The following is a 15,638-nucleotide window of genomic DNA, read 5'->3' as shown; positions in this document are numbered from 1 at the left end:
TCATGAGCGACTATTCAGTACCTCAGCAATATGCATTACTTTTACTTCTTTTCCTAAACGCTCAATACGTCCGCCAATGTTTAACAAACACCCACAATCTGCACCGATTAAATAATCTGCACCTGTTTCCATTACACTATCTACTTTTTCGTCTACCATTTGCTCAGAAATTGGAGTCATCTTAACTGAAAACGTTCCCCCAAACCCGCAACAATTTTGCACGTTTGGTAAATCTCTCACAGTTAATCCTTTTACATTTGATAATAAAATTCCTGGTGCTTCTTTTATTCCGAGCATACGTGTCATATGACATGATTTATGAATAGTAGCTATCCCTGGTAAACTTGCACCAACATCTGTAACTTTTAAAACATCTACAATAAACTGTGTAAATTCATAGGTTTTATCAGCAACTTTTTGTGCACGTTTAGCCCACTTTGGATCATCTTTGAAAACATGCGGATACTCATGAAACATTGTCGCACACGAACCAGATGGCGTAACGATATATTCTGCATCTTCGAAAGTTTCAATCATATGTTTCATCGCTTCTTTTGCTGCTTCTACATGGCCACTATTATAAGCAGGCTGGCCACAACAAACTTGTGCTTCTGGAAATTCAATTTCACAACCTAAACGCTCCAACACTTCAACTGTTGCTTTGCCGACATTTGTTTCGAACATATCGACTAAACAAGTAACAAATAAAGTAACTTTCATAACTATTACTCCCCCTTTTTACAACTTCGCCAACAAACATATGGTCATCAGATGACCGAGTAGAGAAGAAATAGGCTCAACCATGGCCTATCCTCTCCCTCTTCTAAAGAAAACGCTTACTTAATCTTTCTCTATTTTATCAGAAAATTAAATTTTTAAAAGATTAAATTACGAATTTATATCGTTTTTACCTGTGACAATATGTTCTACATTTGTTAAATGATCTAGCATTGCTTGCTGCGCTAATTCTACATCTTGTTTTAACACCGCATCATATATAACTTGATGCTCTTCTATAAGTCGTTCTGATGTCGTTTGTTCACCATATAAAATAATGCGTCTTGATTCACCAATCGTTTCAGCAATCATCTCTGAAACATGATTCATGAGTTCAAGCAAAATGTTATTATGCGAAGACTCTGCAATTCCCATATGGAATTGAAAATCGGCTTTTTCGCCAGCCTTTTCATCTCCAATGCTCTTTGCCATTTCATCTAACCAATGTTTCATATTTTGTAAATTATCTTCCGTACGTTTTGCCGCCGCTACTCGAACTGCCCCCACTTCAAGCACCTTTCGTACTTCTAATAAATTCAAAATATCTTCTTTCTTCATTAATAATCTATTGTTTAATGATTTCGTTAATGAAGAAGAATCGAAGTTCTTCACATATGTACCTTCTCCTTGTTTCATCTCAATTAAGCCCATCGCTCTTAGCGCACTTAGCGCTTCACGAACAGCAGATCTACCAACTTGAAACTGCTCAGCTAATTGATGCACAGGGAGTAGTTTGTCACCAGGTTTTAACGTACCATTTTTAATCATTGTTAAAATAGCTTCAGATACTTCTTCGTAAATTTTTTTCGGTTTAATAGATTTGTACTCCAGTTAAATCACCTCAGTATCTTCCAAACAACAATTGAAACGATTTATAAGAACTTTGCATCATAACTATTTTAGACCGAATTGATAAGAAGTACAAATGTTTTGTTCATAAAATAGTCAAATTTTCGATATTTATTACATATTAATTTATATTTTTACGTATAAAGTGAAACTTTAATCAGTAGGGGTTTTGTTCATCCCCCACTGATTATTAGCCCTCACCAATCGGGCTTTTACGGACAGCAGGGCCTCCACCTAACTTCTTTGCTTCCGTTGAATTTTGAGGTGAGGGTCTTACTGTCCGGCAAATAGCGGGATAAATATTTTCTTCAATATAAAGAACATGTCCTAAAAATTAGAACATGCCCCCCTCATCCTGTACATTCAGTTTAATAATAACCGTTGTTCCCTTATCTTTTTCACTTTCAATTTTCCACTGTCCACCATGTATATGAACAATTTGTTTCACAATAGCAAGGCCTAAACCTGTTCCACCGTGTTGACGACTTCTCGCTTTATCAACTCGGTAAAAGCGTTCCCCAAGATTCTCCAAATGCTCTATATCAATGCCAATTCCTGTATCTTTTATTTTCAATTCACAGTAATCATCGATTTGCTCTAAAGTTATAACGATATTTCCGTTTTGATTTGTATACCGTATCGCATTATCTAACACATTATGAAGCACTTGTTGCATACGATCCTCATCAATCATGACAATGATCTCTGGATTTAAATTGGTTGAAATATGAAGTTCCTTTTCTATAAACTTAATCTCATACGTATCTAATACGTCTTCAATCAGCTGTGAAAAAACGATAGGTTGCTTCTTTAACGGAAAGTGCTCACCTTCTAATTGTGCTAAGTCTAACAAGTCATGAACGAGACGCTGCATACGACCTGCTTCTTTATGAATTAGCTGCGTTACTTTTTCCTGCTGCGGTCCCTTGGCAACGCCATCTAAAATAGCCTCGCTATACCCTTTTATATAACTAAGTGGTGTTCTAAGTTCATGCGAAACATTTGCTAAAAATTCCTTACGCTTTACATCTTCTGTTTCTAATGAATTGGCCATTTTATTAAATGCTTTTCCTAGTCGTCCAATCTCATCCTCTGAAGAAACTGTAATCCGCTCCGAGAAATCTCCCGTAGCCAAATGATTTGCAACCCGTTCCATTTGCGAAAGTGGCTTCGTAATTGCAATTATAATTTTTCTTCCAACCCATATAGTAATTAAAATCATAGCAATTGCTAACGGTGCTAAAATAAGACCCATATCATAGATTAAATCTTTTATACTTTTTAAAGGAATATACGAATAGACAATTCCGACTAATTTTTTATTTTCCAATACAGGGATGACAACCCCCATAATATTACGGTCAAAATGTTCTTCATATCCTATTTTTGTCACAGTTTTCCCATCTAATAGCGTTTGCCTATCTCCTTCACTTATAAGGGAATGATGATGCACATCAAAAGGTAAACATGCACTTAAATCACGCGGATTAGACACGAAAATAACGTCTGAACTAGATATTTGATCAAACGATCTTACTTTCTCTTCAAAAGTTGATATTCCTTCGTGCTTATCATATTGAGCAGCAAGATTTTTTCCTTCCATTACTAATGAACCTTTTAAATTATCAACGTATAGTTTTTCATACGAGTATAAAGATACGAAATAAAGAAAGGACACTGTTACACATACTGCACATACTACTGTAAGCCAAAGTTTTTGTACCATTGTAAACATACGTTACACCTCGAATTTATAGCCTACACCCCAAACAGTTTGAATGTAGTTTCCACTTTCTCCAAGCTTCAAGCGCATCGTTTTCACGTGCGTATCTACTGTTCTTGTACTTCCGGCATAATCATATCCCCATACCTTTTCAAGTAATTGCTCCCGGCTAAATACTTGTCCTGTATGCTGGCAAAGAAAATATAGTAAATCAAACTCCTTTACAGTAAGAGAAATCGACTCACCATCCGCCTCGATTCTTCTACTTTTTTCATTGATAAGAATTGGTCCAAATTGAATTTCTTCTTGCTGTTCTTGTTTTGTATATCTTCTTAACACAGCTTCCATACGGGCAACCAATTCACCAGGACTAAACGGTTTTACAATATAGTCATCTGCTCCCATACGTAAACCGTTCACCCTATTCCACTCTTCACCTTTTGCGGTTAAAAATATAATCGGTACATCTGACGTTTTTCTAATTTCTTTACAAACTGAAAGTCCATCCATTTCTGGCATCATAATATCTAATACAACGAAATCATAATGATCCGTTTCTAGTTTTTTAAGAGCCTCTTTTCCATTCTCAGCTTCTCCCCACTCATATCCAAAGTTATCCAAATACATTCCAACAAGCTGCCTCATATCACTTTCATCATCTACAACTAGTACTCTATATTTATTCATTGTCCTTCCCTTCCCTCTCTATGAGTTGAAACGGTCCTTTTCCGACTTTAATTGTTTGTTTTATTTTCAAATTCTTCATATCCATAACGCACACTTCATCACTATCATAACTGGCTACATATCCTTCTGCTCCGCTCTCCAAAAATGCAAATGGATTCGACCCTACTTCTACAGAAGCTATTTCTTTATATGTGCTAATATCAAACTTTCTAAGTGTATTCGATCCATGACTGAGTGCATATACGTACTTACTATCCTTCGTTATATTCACAGGCATAAATGGAGCGTGTAAAGAACGCACCATTTCTCCACTCTGTAAAGAATACACTAACACTTTCTCATTTACTTGATTTCCATCACCATGTCCGCCAATCCATATTTCTTTCCCATCAGGACTAATCGTCGCTCCTGTTGATGCTGGCGGAATCATAAAGGATTGAATAACTTCTTTTTTCTTCGTATCAATTGTCGTTAGTTTCGTATCATAAAAGTTTAGTACAGATAACCGATTATGATACTCTACCATCGTTATAGGCCCTTTTCCTGTTGAAACATTTCCTGTCTCTTTCCCATTTATCGTAAAGAACCTTACCTTTTGAGCATTTTGATCAGCAGCAAATAATTGTTTTTTATCTGCTGATACGACCACATTTACAATGCCTTTTCCAGTTTTATATTTTTCCACTTGCCTTCCTTCCGTTAGTGAATATACATACATATATTCTAATTGCTTACCGTATACAAGTATTTCCTCACCATTTGGAAGCAGTGTGATTCCGGCCATTGGCTCATTTAGTTCCCATGTCGTGATTAACTTTTTATCTTTTTTATCAATAAAACTAATACTGCCTTCTTTTATATTCGTTGTTATAATAACATTTTTATCTTTAGCAATTGGTGTATATGAACTTCCTTGACACCCTACTAATAGAAATAAAAAACAGAGAAGAAAAACATACTTTCTCAAAAGATTCCCTCCATCTTCGGATGATTTCGTTATAATTGTAAAATAACAAATAAATGTGTGGAAAGTGTGAAATTTTCCTTTCTTACTCAATTTACATATATAATGTACAACAAATAGAATTTGAGGTGTGTCAATTATGCTATTTCCTGATTTAGCGAATAAAATTGTACGAGAAGTACGCAGACTAATTACAGAAAATATTATTATCATTAATATAGAAGGCGTTATTATCGCAAGTACAGATACAGAAAGAATTGGTCAATTTCATGAAGGTGCACTCCGCTGCGCCAAACAAAAGAAAACCGTCATCATTACAAAAGAAGATGAAAGGCAATTGCAAGGTGTAAAGGCTGGGATGAATCTTCCTTTATTATTTCATGATGAAGTAATTGGTGTCATTGGAATTACAGGAGAACCTGAAAATATTTCACGCTACGGAGAAATATTGCGTAAGATGACCGAATTATTAATTCATGAAAACTACTTTTTAGAGCAACTAGAACTTGAGCACCGTTCTTATGAAGCTTTCGTCTTTGATTGGCTTCAAAATACAGAGTGGTCCCCGAGTTTTCTTGATCGCGCCAAAACACTTGGCATTGATTTATATAAGAAAAAACAACTTATTTTGTTTTCTATTGGCAAAAATGACACGATGCTCCAGCGTAAAATATGGCAACACATACGTAATATTTTAACAAAAGAGCATCTATTTGTTCGTTGGGGAAATGATCGTTTTATTTTATTTACAGCAACGAGCTCCAAAGAGCAAACTTATCAATTTTTAAAACGGTTAAAACAAGACTGCGAAACTTTATTTTCTATTCCTTTATATATCGGGATTGGACAAACAGTTACCTCAAACAATATGAACATATGTTACGAACAAGCATTACGCGCTCTTTCTGTATCATTGGAAACGAAAAAAATTGTATTTAATGAAGATTTACGTTTAGAAATGTGTTTACAAGATATTTCTGCCGAAACGCGTGAACAATTTCTAGAGCGTACCATCGAAAACTTATTATCATTTCCTGAGCTTATGCATACTTTGCGCTTATTTATCGATTATAACCAATCTTATAAACAGACGGCTAAACAATTACATATACACATTAACACATTACATTACAGGCTAAAAAAGATTGAAGAACATACAGGACTTGATCCAAAACAATTCAAAGACTTAAACGTTTTATACTTCGCACTCCTCCTATTAGATGATCATACAAAAAAGAACGATAAAACAGATTAATCTTTAGATGATTATACATAGAAAGAATCCCTCGACTTTTTTATCATTATAATGAAAGCACTGTTACCACGTTGTTTATTATAACTAAACACGTTAACAGTTTGAGGGGGATTTCCAATGTTAGAAAAACAAATTATTCATTCATTCGTATCTATTGTTGGCGAAGATAATGTAGATACATCCAATATGGGGCGTTTAACTTATAGTTATGATGCCACTCCAAACTTCCAAGCAATGCCTGATGCAGTCATTGCTCCTCGTAATACAAATGAAGTAGCTGAAGTGTTAAAAGTATGTAACACTCACAAAATTCCTGTGTATGTGCGCGGGTCTGGAACAAATCTTTGCGCAGGAACATGTCCACTTGAAGGCGGTATCGTCCTTATTTTCCGCCATATGAACAATATTTTAGAAATTGATGAAGAAAACTTAACAATTACTGTACAAGCTGGTGTCATTACACTTGATATTATTAAAGCGGTAGAAGAAAAAGGTTTATTTTATCCACCAGATCCAAGCTCGATGAAAATTTCTACAATCGGCGGTAATATTAATGAAAACTCAGGTGGATTACGCGGTTTGAAATACGGCGTAACACGTGATTATGTAATGGGGCTTGAACTTGTCTTACCAAATGGCGATATTATTCGCACTGGTGGTAAATTAGCAAAAGATGTAGCTGGTTACGATTTAACTCGGTTATTTATCGGTTCTGAAGGAACACTTGGCGTGGTAACAGAAGCTATATTAAAACTTGTTCCTATGCCTGAAACAAAGAAAACAATGCTTGCACTATATGAAGATATTAATGAAGCTGCACGTGCTGTTTCTTCTATTATTGCAAATAAAATCATTCCAGCAACACTGGAGTTCTTAGACCAACCGACAATTGAAGTAGTAGAAGAGTTTGCGCAAATCGGTTTACCAACTGACGTAAAAGCAATTTTATTAATCGAACAAGACGGCCCGCCCGAAGTAGTCAATCGAGATATTGAAAACATGGCTAACGTTTGCCGCTCTATGAATGCAGTTGATGTTCGCATTGCAAAAGATGAAACAGAAGCAGATGCGCTTCGTACTGCTCGCCGTAGTGCTCTATCAGCGCTCGCACGATTAAAACCTACTACAATATTAGAAGATGCGACTGTACCACGTTCACAAATCGCTCCAATGGTTGAAGCTATTAATGCCATTGCAAAAAAATATAATATTCCTATTTGTACGTTTGGACACGCTGGTGATGGTAACTTACATCCAACTTGTATGACAGATGCTCGTAATGCAGAAGAAATGCACCGAGCTGAACAAGCTTTCGCTGAAATATTTGCGAAAGCAATTGAACTTGGTGGCACAATTACTGGTGAACATGGTGTTGGTGCAATGAAAGCTCCATATTTAGAAATGAAATTAGGTAAAGAAGGTATTGCAGCTATGCAAGGAATAAAGCAAGCTTTCGATCCAAACAACATTATGAACCCTGGAAAAATGTTCGCGAAAGACACTCGAAAAAGAGTGGTGGTTGAGCGATGACCACATTAAATAAAGAAAATATTCAAAAAGAATTTAAAGAACGATTAAGTGAAGATGAGCTACTTAACTGTATGCGATGCGGTTTTTGTTTACCTACTTGTCCTACCTACATTCAATCCGGATATAAAGAGTCACATTCACCACGCGGACGTATCGCATTAATGAAAGCAGTCGTTGATGGTTTAATCGAACCAGATGAAGATGTTGAAAATACATTAAACGTTTGTCTTGGTTGCCGTGCTTGTGAGCCTGTTTGTCCATCTGGTGTAAATTATGGACATTTATTAGAAGAGGCTCGAGATATTATTAATCAAAATAAAAAATTCTCAATGCCAGTGAAAGCTGTTCGAAAAGTCGTTTTTGAAGGATTATTCCCCCATCAAAATCGAATGCGAACATTAACCGGACTAATCGGATTTTATCAACGTTCTGGTTTACAAACGCTAACACATAAAACAGGTATTATGAAGTTATTCCCTGAAACACTTGCAACGATGGATCTCGTTTTACCAAAAGTCCCTAAAATGAAAGCAATGAAAGATCGTCCTTCATTTTTACCTGCAGAAAGTACAAAGAAAAAACAAGTTGCATTCTTCGCAGGCTGTTTAATGGATACGATGTTTTTAGAAACAAATAACGCAACGATGAAACTTCTTCAATTAGCTGGTTGTGATATTGTTATTCCGAAAACACAAAGTTGCTGCGGTGCATTGCATGGACATGCTGGTGAAAAGAGTGGAGCAAAAGAATTAGCAAAGCGAAATATAAAAGCATTCGAAGATTTAAACATCGACTATATTATTACGAATGCAGGAGGTTGCGGAGCTTACCTCGTAGACTATGATTATCTTTTAAAGGATGATCCGGATTGGGCTGAACGTGCTAAGCAGTTTGTTTCTAAGATTAAAGATATTACTGCTATACTAGTAGAACTAGACTTCCATAAGCGAACTGACTTACGACTCACGCCGCAGGTTATTACGTATCAAGACTCTTGTCATTTACGCAATGTTATGCGCACATCTTCTGAACCTCGTATGTTACTAGAGGCTATCCAAGGTGCAACATATCGAGAAATGAAAGATGCGGACCGCTGCTGTGGCTCTGCTGGTATTTACAATATTGTTCATTCAGAGTTATCAATGGAATTTCTAGATTACAAAATGGACCGTGTGCATGAAACAGACGCAGCAACCATTGTTACTGCAAATCCAGGTTGTTTATTACAAATGAAATTGGGTATTGAGCGAGAAGGGCTTTCTCATAAAATGAGAGGAATTCACATTGTGGATTTATTATTAGAAGCAATTGAAACTAACTCGTAATAACTCGTAACATACGTAATAATAGGAAAACGGCTATCTCCTTCGTCTATGTAAAGAGATAGCCGCTTTTTTGTCTGCTACAACATTAAAAATATGTTACTTTATTATAAAAAAGAACAACAGAAACATTACAGTTTTGTAAAAATCAATCCATTATATTCCTCAAAAAATCGCTCAAACCATTGATACAATAGGATTCTTCATTTTCTATTTAGGTAACTTTATCCAAAAACCCCCTCTTAAAACCAAGTATAAAAACACTATAAATTCCTTTTATACTCTATATTTCTCTTATTTTTGCTCCCTTCTTCTCTTAGGATAAATTAGGTAATTTTAAAGTCTATGAATTTTTTTCCATCTTTTTTCTCGCAAATTGTATGCTACGATGAATTTGTCAGTCAGACAGGCTGTCAAAAACAAATCGTGTGAAAACAAATTAAAACTTTATATAGGGGGACACACATCATGAAAAAGCGTGTTTTATTATCTGTAGCTGCTGCAACAGCTCTTACTTTAGGAGTATCTTCTCTAGATGCACAAGCTGCAACAGTACAACCATCTAACATAAAGGTTCAAAATATTCAGCATTCAAAAGTGATGATGAAGCAAATGAGCCAACAAGAACTACAAGCATTCTTACAATCTATGGGAGTTGAATCATTAGCACAATGGCAACAAGGAAACTTCCAACCAAACTGCTTCATTCCTGGTCAACAACCTACTGAAAATGTTGTAACTGAGCAACCAACAGCTAAGCCAGAAACTCAAAAGCCTGCTGAGCAAAAACCTGCCGAGCAAAAGCCTGCTGAAGAAGTTCAAAAACCAGAAGCTCAAAAGCCTGCTGAAAACAACAATACGCAAAAACCTGCTGAACAAAAACCAGCTGAGCAAAAGCCTGCTGAAGAAGCAAAATCTTTAAGCGAGTTCGAACAACGTGTTGTTGAATTAACAAACGCTGAGCGTGCAAAACAAGGCTTACCAGCACTAAAAATCGATACTGAATTAAGCAAAGTAGCACGTATTAAGTCTGAAGACATGCAAAAAAACAACTACTTTGATCATAACAGCCCTACATACGGGTCTCCGTTTGACATGATGAAGAAATTTGGTATTTCTTATACATCTGCAGGTGAAAACATCGCTCAAGGCCAACGTACACCTGAAGAAGTGGTACAAGCTTGGATGAACAGCGCTGGACACCGTGCAAACATCTTAAATAACGGCTTCACTCACATCGGTGTTGGTTATGTAGAAAGCGGCAACTACTGGACACAACAATTTATTACAAAGTAAATAGATTAAAAGAGTCTTCTCATAATGAGAAGACTCTTTTTTAAGTTTCATAACTTTCTATTATGTATGAATAGAAAATATATAACATAAATAGCATAGATCCACAGCTTATTACACTAAGCAATACATAAAATCCCCACTCTAAGTTCAAAAACAATGAAAACAATATGCCACATGCCATCACTTGAAAAATCCGTCTACTTACTAAACGAATTTTTTGTAATTTAATTGGGTCTTTTTCTTTGCCTTTTATTTTCTTAAATTCTTTACTCAGCATAAAAAGAAACATACTAATCCCAATCGTTAATCCTGTTTGAAAGGATATCAAATCCTCAAAATTAATAAAGAGGATAAGCATATGAATAAACAACATAAATAACGTAATTTTCTTTATAAATCCGTCTATAATACCATGCTCTCTTTCATTAAACTTAAATATATTATGTGAAATAATATACAAAAATCCATATGAAAAAATAATAAAACAAGGAATAAATGCTACAACAACTTGTTTACTCATAAACTCGTTTGGCTCACCATTTACATTCCAATGTACTGCCATACGAGTTGGTAAATAGGGATAGAGACATAGAGTAACTAAAAGACAAGCGAAAAATATTCCAAGTACATACTTATATTTGATCAAGTGATTCTCACCTCTCTTTTCTCTTAACGGCTTCGCTTCTTTTAGAGAAATCCCTGCAAAAATCTACTTTTTTCAAATTAAAACTTATACTTTACGCATTTTCTTTTTGAAATTCTCTTATTTTATTATCTAACTTTGTAGGAAACGGCACATCAACTTCAATCGCTTCTTTCGTAATTGGATGCAAGAAATTTATCTTCATCGCATGCAATGCTTGACTGGACATATATTTTGTTTGTCCACCATATAATACATCCCCAACTAGTGGATTACCATTATGGCTCATATGAACACGAATTTGATGCGTTCTACCCGTTTCTAATTGTAACGTTACGAAAGTCGTGTTTTGCTTCTTAAAATACTTTTCTACTTTATAATATGTGATAGCTTGGTCACCTTTTGGAGAAATACGACGCCTTGTAGCATGATGGCGATCCCTTCCAATAGCAGCATCAATCGTTCCTTGTTTCTTCTTTACTTTCCCTTCAACGAGCGCTGCGTACGTCCTTTTAATTTTTCGTTCCATTAATAAACGATCCATAATTGCACCAGCAATTCTATGCTTAGCAAATACGACACCACCTGTCGTATCTTTATCTAAACGATGAATATGACGCACCTTCGTCTCTAAACCTTGCATTTGAAAATGAAAAGCAACAAGATTTGCAAGCGTCCCGGTTCCACCTTTTTCAGCAGGATGTGTGTCCATTTTCTCTGGTTTATTTACGATGAGTACGTGATCATCTTCGTATACTACATGCAATTCACCATATTCTGGATTCACACCGTACTCTTCCTCCGCAAACATATGAACTTGTAACTTATCGTTCTCTTTTAAAAGCTCGTTCCATCTTCTTTGTTCTCCGTTAACCGTAACACCTTTTTCCATACGAAGCTGATGTAATAGCTTTTTCGGTATTTCCCATTCTACTTTTAATACCGATTCAATACTTATACCATTCCATTTAGCTGGAACGGTAATTTCACACCATTCGCCCTTTTTCTTTGTTTCCATACTGTTTATCACCTTATTTCTATTGATTCTCTCATTGTAACGGAAAACACACTTTGGTGCACCGTCAAAAATAGAGGACAGTCTTATAATAGACTGCCCCTCAAGCTCTAAGTCTTTTCATTTCTAACAATACTTCTTCAGCTTTTTGTTCATATGATAAATCTTTAAAGAAATCCGCCAACCTTTTATAGTCATTGTAAGCATCTAATAAATCGTCCATCCTTTCTATTTTCATCACTTGTTGTTTTTGTTTCATTTTTACTGGATAACGATAACCTGATACTTCTTGTATTTTGTAATACTCATCCTCTACTTGAACGACCTTTACAAGTTCTTCCTCCTCTGCATCCATCGTATACCCGTCAAATTCTCTAAGTAGTTCATAAATGATATGAGTCCATTCATCTTTTGGATAAAATCCCTTTTCTAACCGATAACCGACAATGCGATACATATGCCCATCGTTTTCTGCAAACTGTACTGTATCATTTAACTTAAACTTAAAATAACGAAACATTGCCTTCACCTACTTGTATGTAATGTTCTTATCACATACTATTTGCAAAATGTAGGTCTTGCTATTCATAAAAAAATGCTCATCAATATGATGAGCATTTTTTTACGATGATTTTTCTCGTTTTTTTCGAAATGGTAACCACCAATTCCAGTCTCCAAATAACTTCATTAAGCTTGGAACGAGCATAAGACGAATAATTGTTGCATCAAGAAATATTGCTAATGCCACGCCAAGCCCCATCTGCTTTACTGGTAAAATATCAGTAAATGCGAATGCACCCGTTACAACAATCATAATTAATGCAGCTGATGTAATGATTCTACTTGTTGAAACGAGCCCTTCTAACGTTGCTTGATCGTTATCTCCTGTTTCTTCATAGAGCTCGTGAATACGTGAAATAAGAAATACTTCATAATCCATACTAAGCCCAAATACGAGGCCAAAAATGAAGATTGGTAAGACAAACAGAACCGGACTCGCTTCTAAACCGAAATGACCACCTTCAAATAACCAAACAACAATTCCAATGGTTGCACTCAAACTAAGTATATTCATAATAATTGCCTTAATTGGAATGAGTATAGATCGGAATGCAAATAATAATATAACAAAGGTCGATCCAAATATAACAGACATACCAATTACAACTTTATCTTTAATTTCATCTTCTAATTCTTGTTGAAACGTCGTCATTCCGCCTAGATAATACGTAACATTCGTTTCTTTATAGTTCTTTTTAAAGTCACGCACCCACTGTTTTGCAGTCTCTGTACGTGGTTTTGTTTTCAAAAAAACTTCTATCGTCGTCTTATTCCCTTTTGTGTATGCTTCAAATACAGGAGTTAGTTTTGCTGCTTCTGGCGACTGCAATATTCCAGCAACTTGATCTGCTTTCATTCCAGTTAACCCGTCGTATAAACTTCTTACTTCATGTACTTTTTTATCATCTTTTAACTTTTGAACGACTTCTTCTATCTTTTGTAGACTTTCTTTTTCTTTCATATCTTTTTTCGTCTCTACAACTAACGTAACATCAGCGTGTGTTTTGACAGTTTTATTAAATGCTTCTTCATACTTTTCATACGCAATCCTTGTATCACTCTTTTCAGGTAAAGCTTCAACACTAGGGAACTGCAAATTAGCTGTACGTAACGGTAATAAGCAAATAACAATAAATGTTGTAACAACAACAATCATTGCAATTGGATGTTTCATCACAAATTGTGCAAATTTACGCCATGCTTTTGCCGGCGTATGTGCTACTTGATTCTTTTTTAATATTTTTTTACCGATTAACGATAATAACGCTGGAAGAAGTGTGAGTGAGAATAAAATACTCATAATCACAACAATCATTCCGCTAATTGCGACAGATTGAATATAATCTATCTTAAAGAAAAACAAACCGGATAACCCAACAAATACGCATAATCCTGAAAATACAATTGCACGTCCTGCCGTCTGATATGTAATTGCTATCGCTTCTTTTACCGTTCGTTTAGCAACTTCCTCTCGAAAACGGTTCACAAATAATAGCGCAAAATCAATAGATAGTGCAAGTCCAATCATCGGTGCAACGTTTAACACGAAAATAGATAGTTCTTTATCCACACCGATGAAATACAATATACCCATCGTGCTAATAACACTAAGCGCTCCATTCAAAATCGGTAAAATTGATGCCAAAAGGCTACCAAACGAAAATAGTAATACAAGAAACGCAATTGGTAATCCAATCATTTCTGCTACTTTTAAATCATTTTGCGTTCTTTCATTAATCTCTTGATTAATTTTCGGAAATCCTGTAGGTGTTACTTTTAATGCTACATTACTTTCTTTCTCAATCTCATTAGCAAATTGTAATGTCTTTTCCATTCTTTCTTTATTTGTTTTCCCGGAAAATAAAATTGTTGCATAACCGATGTCATCTTGTAGCATTTCTTTATTTTGGATTGGGTGATGGAAAGATTCATAGTTCTCTTTCTCTTGAACATTCTTTACAATTTCATCTATTCGCTTTTTAAATTCCTCATGCGAAGCATCTTTATTTTTCTCAAAAACGAGCAGAAGCGTATCTTGAGACTTCTTAAAATCTTTATCTAAAATTTCTTTTGTTTTTTGATAGTCTCCTTCCGTTTGGAAACCGTCACCACCTAATACTCCCGGTAGCTTTGGAGCAAAAATCCCAAGTGCGATTGCAAGCAACAGTAACGCTACAATTACTGTATAACGAAATTGATACAAAAAAGCTCCTAACTTCCCCCACTTATCAACTTTATGAACATTTGTCTTCACACATTTTCACCTACTTTAAATAATTCAATTGTCACTTATACTGTATCATATCTTTATACAAACAAAAAACGCCTAGGAACACTATAATGATAGTTTTTCCAGGCGTTTTTTCTATCTCTCTTTATTAAGCCCCAATCTCTCAGTAAGTAAACGATGATAGTAAATAGCGATAACTAACAAAATACCACCTACGCAGTAACCAGCTAAAATATCAGTTGGGTAATGTACATCTAAAATGACTCTACTTAATCCAATCGATAGGATTACTATACCCATCAAAATCGTTATGACACATTTCCCAGCTATGCTTTTCAAATTAGCAGCAATGATATAAGCAAGAAATCCAAATGTCATAATCGATAGCATTGCATGTCCACTAGGAAAACTATATCCAAGTGCATCTAACGCTTCATTTAATGACGGACGTTCTCTCTTTACAATCTCTTTTATCCCTTTATTCACAAGATGTGTTATTAAAATTCCCATTGGATACACAATCATCGCAGCATAATAACGCTTCTTCCAAAAAACAAGCAAACTTATAACGAGCGTAGCAGCTATCCCAATTGCTGACCCCAATTTTGTAAAGTACGAGAAAAATGTAAGGGAACTTTCCGTTTGTAGCCCTTTTACTAATCCGCGGACATATGTATCCATTACTGTAACGCCACCTGCATGTACGCGCCAAGCAACAATACTAAATACAGCAAATAATAAACCGATACATATTACCTCATACTGATGTAACTTCTTCTTCAAACG

At 35.4% G+C, this 15,638-nt stretch carries 14 protein-coding genes; 4 read left to right on the top strand and 10 right to left on the bottom strand.

From position 1 onward, the window contains the following. The 5 genes from MRP26_RS11135 to MRP26_RS11115 all read right to left on the bottom strand — a co-directional run bounded on the left by MRP26_RS11135 (position 1) and on the right by MRP26_RS11115 (position 5,003). Positions 1-720 carry a (Fe-S)-binding protein gene (locus MRP26_RS11135; RefSeq protein WP_000869147.1) on the bottom strand — a complete coding sequence of 240 codons (720 nt, stop codon included), beginning with the start codon at positions 718-720 and terminating at the stop codon, positions 1-3. A gap of 168 nt (positions 721-888) precedes the next feature. Beyond that, entirely contained in the window at positions 889-1,578 is a 690-nt protein-coding gene (locus MRP26_RS11130) for a FadR/GntR family transcriptional regulator (RefSeq protein ID WP_254904515.1), read from the bottom strand. A 382-nt stretch (positions 1,579-1,960) separates the two neighbouring features. Beyond that, positions 1,961-3,361, bottom strand: a complete 1,401-nt coding sequence (locus tag MRP26_RS11125) for a sensor histidine kinase (RefSeq protein ID WP_053564942.1) — start codon at positions 3,359-3,361, stop codon at positions 1,961-1,963. Between the two features lie 3 nt (positions 3,362-3,364). Beyond that, on the bottom strand, positions 3,365-4,036 hold the full coding sequence (locus MRP26_RS11120) for a response regulator transcription factor (protein WP_001046397.1): 672 nt from the start codon (positions 4,034-4,036) through the stop codon (positions 3,365-3,367). After that, positions 4,029-5,003, bottom strand: a complete 975-nt coding sequence (locus tag MRP26_RS11115) for a YncE family protein (protein ID WP_242806152.1) — start codon at positions 5,001-5,003, stop codon at positions 4,029-4,031. The genes MRP26_RS11120 and MRP26_RS11115 overlap by 8 nt, the downstream gene beginning before the upstream one ends. 136 nt (positions 5,004-5,139) lie before the next feature. Between MRP26_RS11115 and MRP26_RS11110 the strand changes: the two genes are divergently transcribed. The 4 genes from MRP26_RS11110 to MRP26_RS11095 all read left to right on the top strand — a co-directional run bounded on the left by MRP26_RS11110 (position 5,140) and on the right by MRP26_RS11095 (position 10,403). Further along, complete coding sequence (locus MRP26_RS11110) at positions 5,140-6,255, top strand: CdaR family transcriptional regulator (RefSeq protein ID WP_078401487.1); 1,116 nt, start codon at positions 5,140-5,142, stop codon at positions 6,253-6,255. 117 nt (positions 6,256-6,372) lie between these two features. Next, positions 6,373-7,785, top strand: a complete 1,413-nt coding sequence (gene glcD, locus MRP26_RS11105) for a glycolate oxidase subunit GlcD (protein ID WP_000890756.1) — start codon at positions 6,373-6,375, stop codon at positions 7,783-7,785. Continuing rightward, positions 7,782-9,110, top strand: coding sequence for a (Fe-S)-binding protein (locus MRP26_RS11100; protein ID WP_000209624.1), 1,329 nt, complete (start codon positions 7,782-7,784; stop codon positions 9,108-9,110). Before glcD ends, MRP26_RS11100 begins: the two co-directional genes overlap by 4 nt. Before the next feature lie 465 nt (positions 9,111-9,575). After that, entirely contained in the window at positions 9,576-10,403 is an 828-nt protein-coding gene (locus MRP26_RS11095; RefSeq protein ID WP_016513122.1) for a CAP domain-containing protein, read from the top strand. Positions 10,404-10,443: 40 nt separating this feature from the next. Here the strand turns inward: MRP26_RS11095 and MRP26_RS11090 are convergent, their stop codons facing one another. The 5 genes from MRP26_RS11090 to MRP26_RS11070 form a co-directional block, all read right to left on the bottom strand. Next, a complete protein-coding gene (locus tag MRP26_RS11090) occupies positions 10,444-11,049 on the bottom strand; it encodes a DUF1648 domain-containing protein (protein ID WP_000599010.1) in 606 nt (201 codons plus the stop codon). Between the two features lie 91 nt (positions 11,050-11,140). Further along, complete coding sequence (locus MRP26_RS11085; protein WP_069355261.1) at positions 11,141-12,064, bottom strand: RluA family pseudouridine synthase; 924 nt, start codon at positions 12,062-12,064, stop codon at positions 11,141-11,143. 100 nt (positions 12,065-12,164) lie between these two features. After that, on the bottom strand, positions 12,165-12,581 hold the full coding sequence (locus tag MRP26_RS11080) for a hypothetical protein (RefSeq protein ID WP_000490302.1): 417 nt from the start codon (positions 12,579-12,581) through the stop codon (positions 12,165-12,167). A gap of 102 nt (positions 12,582-12,683) precedes the next feature. After that, positions 12,684-14,876 carry an MMPL family transporter gene (locus tag MRP26_RS11075; protein WP_000856400.1) on the bottom strand — a complete coding sequence of 731 codons (2,193 nt, stop codon included), beginning with the start codon at positions 14,874-14,876 and terminating at the stop codon, positions 12,684-12,686. 111 nt (positions 14,877-14,987) lie between these two features. Continuing rightward, positions 14,988-15,635, bottom strand: a complete 648-nt coding sequence (locus MRP26_RS11070; protein ID WP_000727783.1) for a phosphatase PAP2 family protein — start codon at positions 15,633-15,635, stop codon at positions 14,988-14,990. Positions 15,636-15,638 lie beyond the last annotated feature (3 nt).

It is taken from the genome of Bacillus sp. CCB-MMP212 (assembly GCF_022748145.1).
Lineage (GTDB): Bacteria > Bacillota > Bacilli > Bacillales > Bacillaceae_G > Bacillus_A > Bacillus_A cereus.
Note: the sequence above shows the minus strand (reverse complement) of the source record. Positions and strands in the feature narration are given on the sequence as shown.

Excerpts from the sequence above, each read along its gene's own strand:
- MRP26_RS11120 (WP_001046397.1), bottom strand. The coding sequence starts at position 4,036 with ATGAATAAATATAGAGTACTAGTTGTAGATGATGAAAGTGATATGAGG.
- MRP26_RS11085 (WP_069355261.1), bottom strand. The coding sequence starts at position 12,064 with ATGGAAACAAAGAAAAAGGGCGAATGGTGTGAAATTACCGTTCCAGCT.
- MRP26_RS11095 (WP_016513122.1), top strand. The coding sequence starts at position 9,576 with ATGAAAAAGCGTGTTTTATTATCTGTAGCTGCTGCAACAGCTCTTACT.
- MRP26_RS11135 (WP_000869147.1), bottom strand. The coding sequence starts at position 720 with ATGAAAGTTACTTTATTTGTTACTTGTTTAGTCGATATGTTCGAAACA.
- MRP26_RS11080 (WP_000490302.1), bottom strand. The coding sequence starts at position 12,581 with ATGTTTCGTTATTTTAAGTTTAAGTTAAATGATACAGTACAGTTTGCA.
- MRP26_RS11125 (WP_053564942.1), bottom strand. The coding sequence starts at position 3,361 with ATGTTTACAATGGTACAAAAACTTTGGCTTACAGTAGTATGTGCAGTA.
- MRP26_RS11110 (WP_078401487.1), top strand. The coding sequence starts at position 5,140 with ATGCTATTTCCTGATTTAGCGAATAAAATTGTACGAGAAGTACGCAGA.
- glcD (WP_000890756.1), top strand. The coding sequence starts at position 6,373 with ATGTTAGAAAAACAAATTATTCATTCATTCGTATCTATTGTTGGCGAA.
- MRP26_RS11100 (WP_000209624.1), top strand. The coding sequence starts at position 7,782 with ATGACCACATTAAATAAAGAAAATATTCAAAAAGAATTTAAAGAACGA.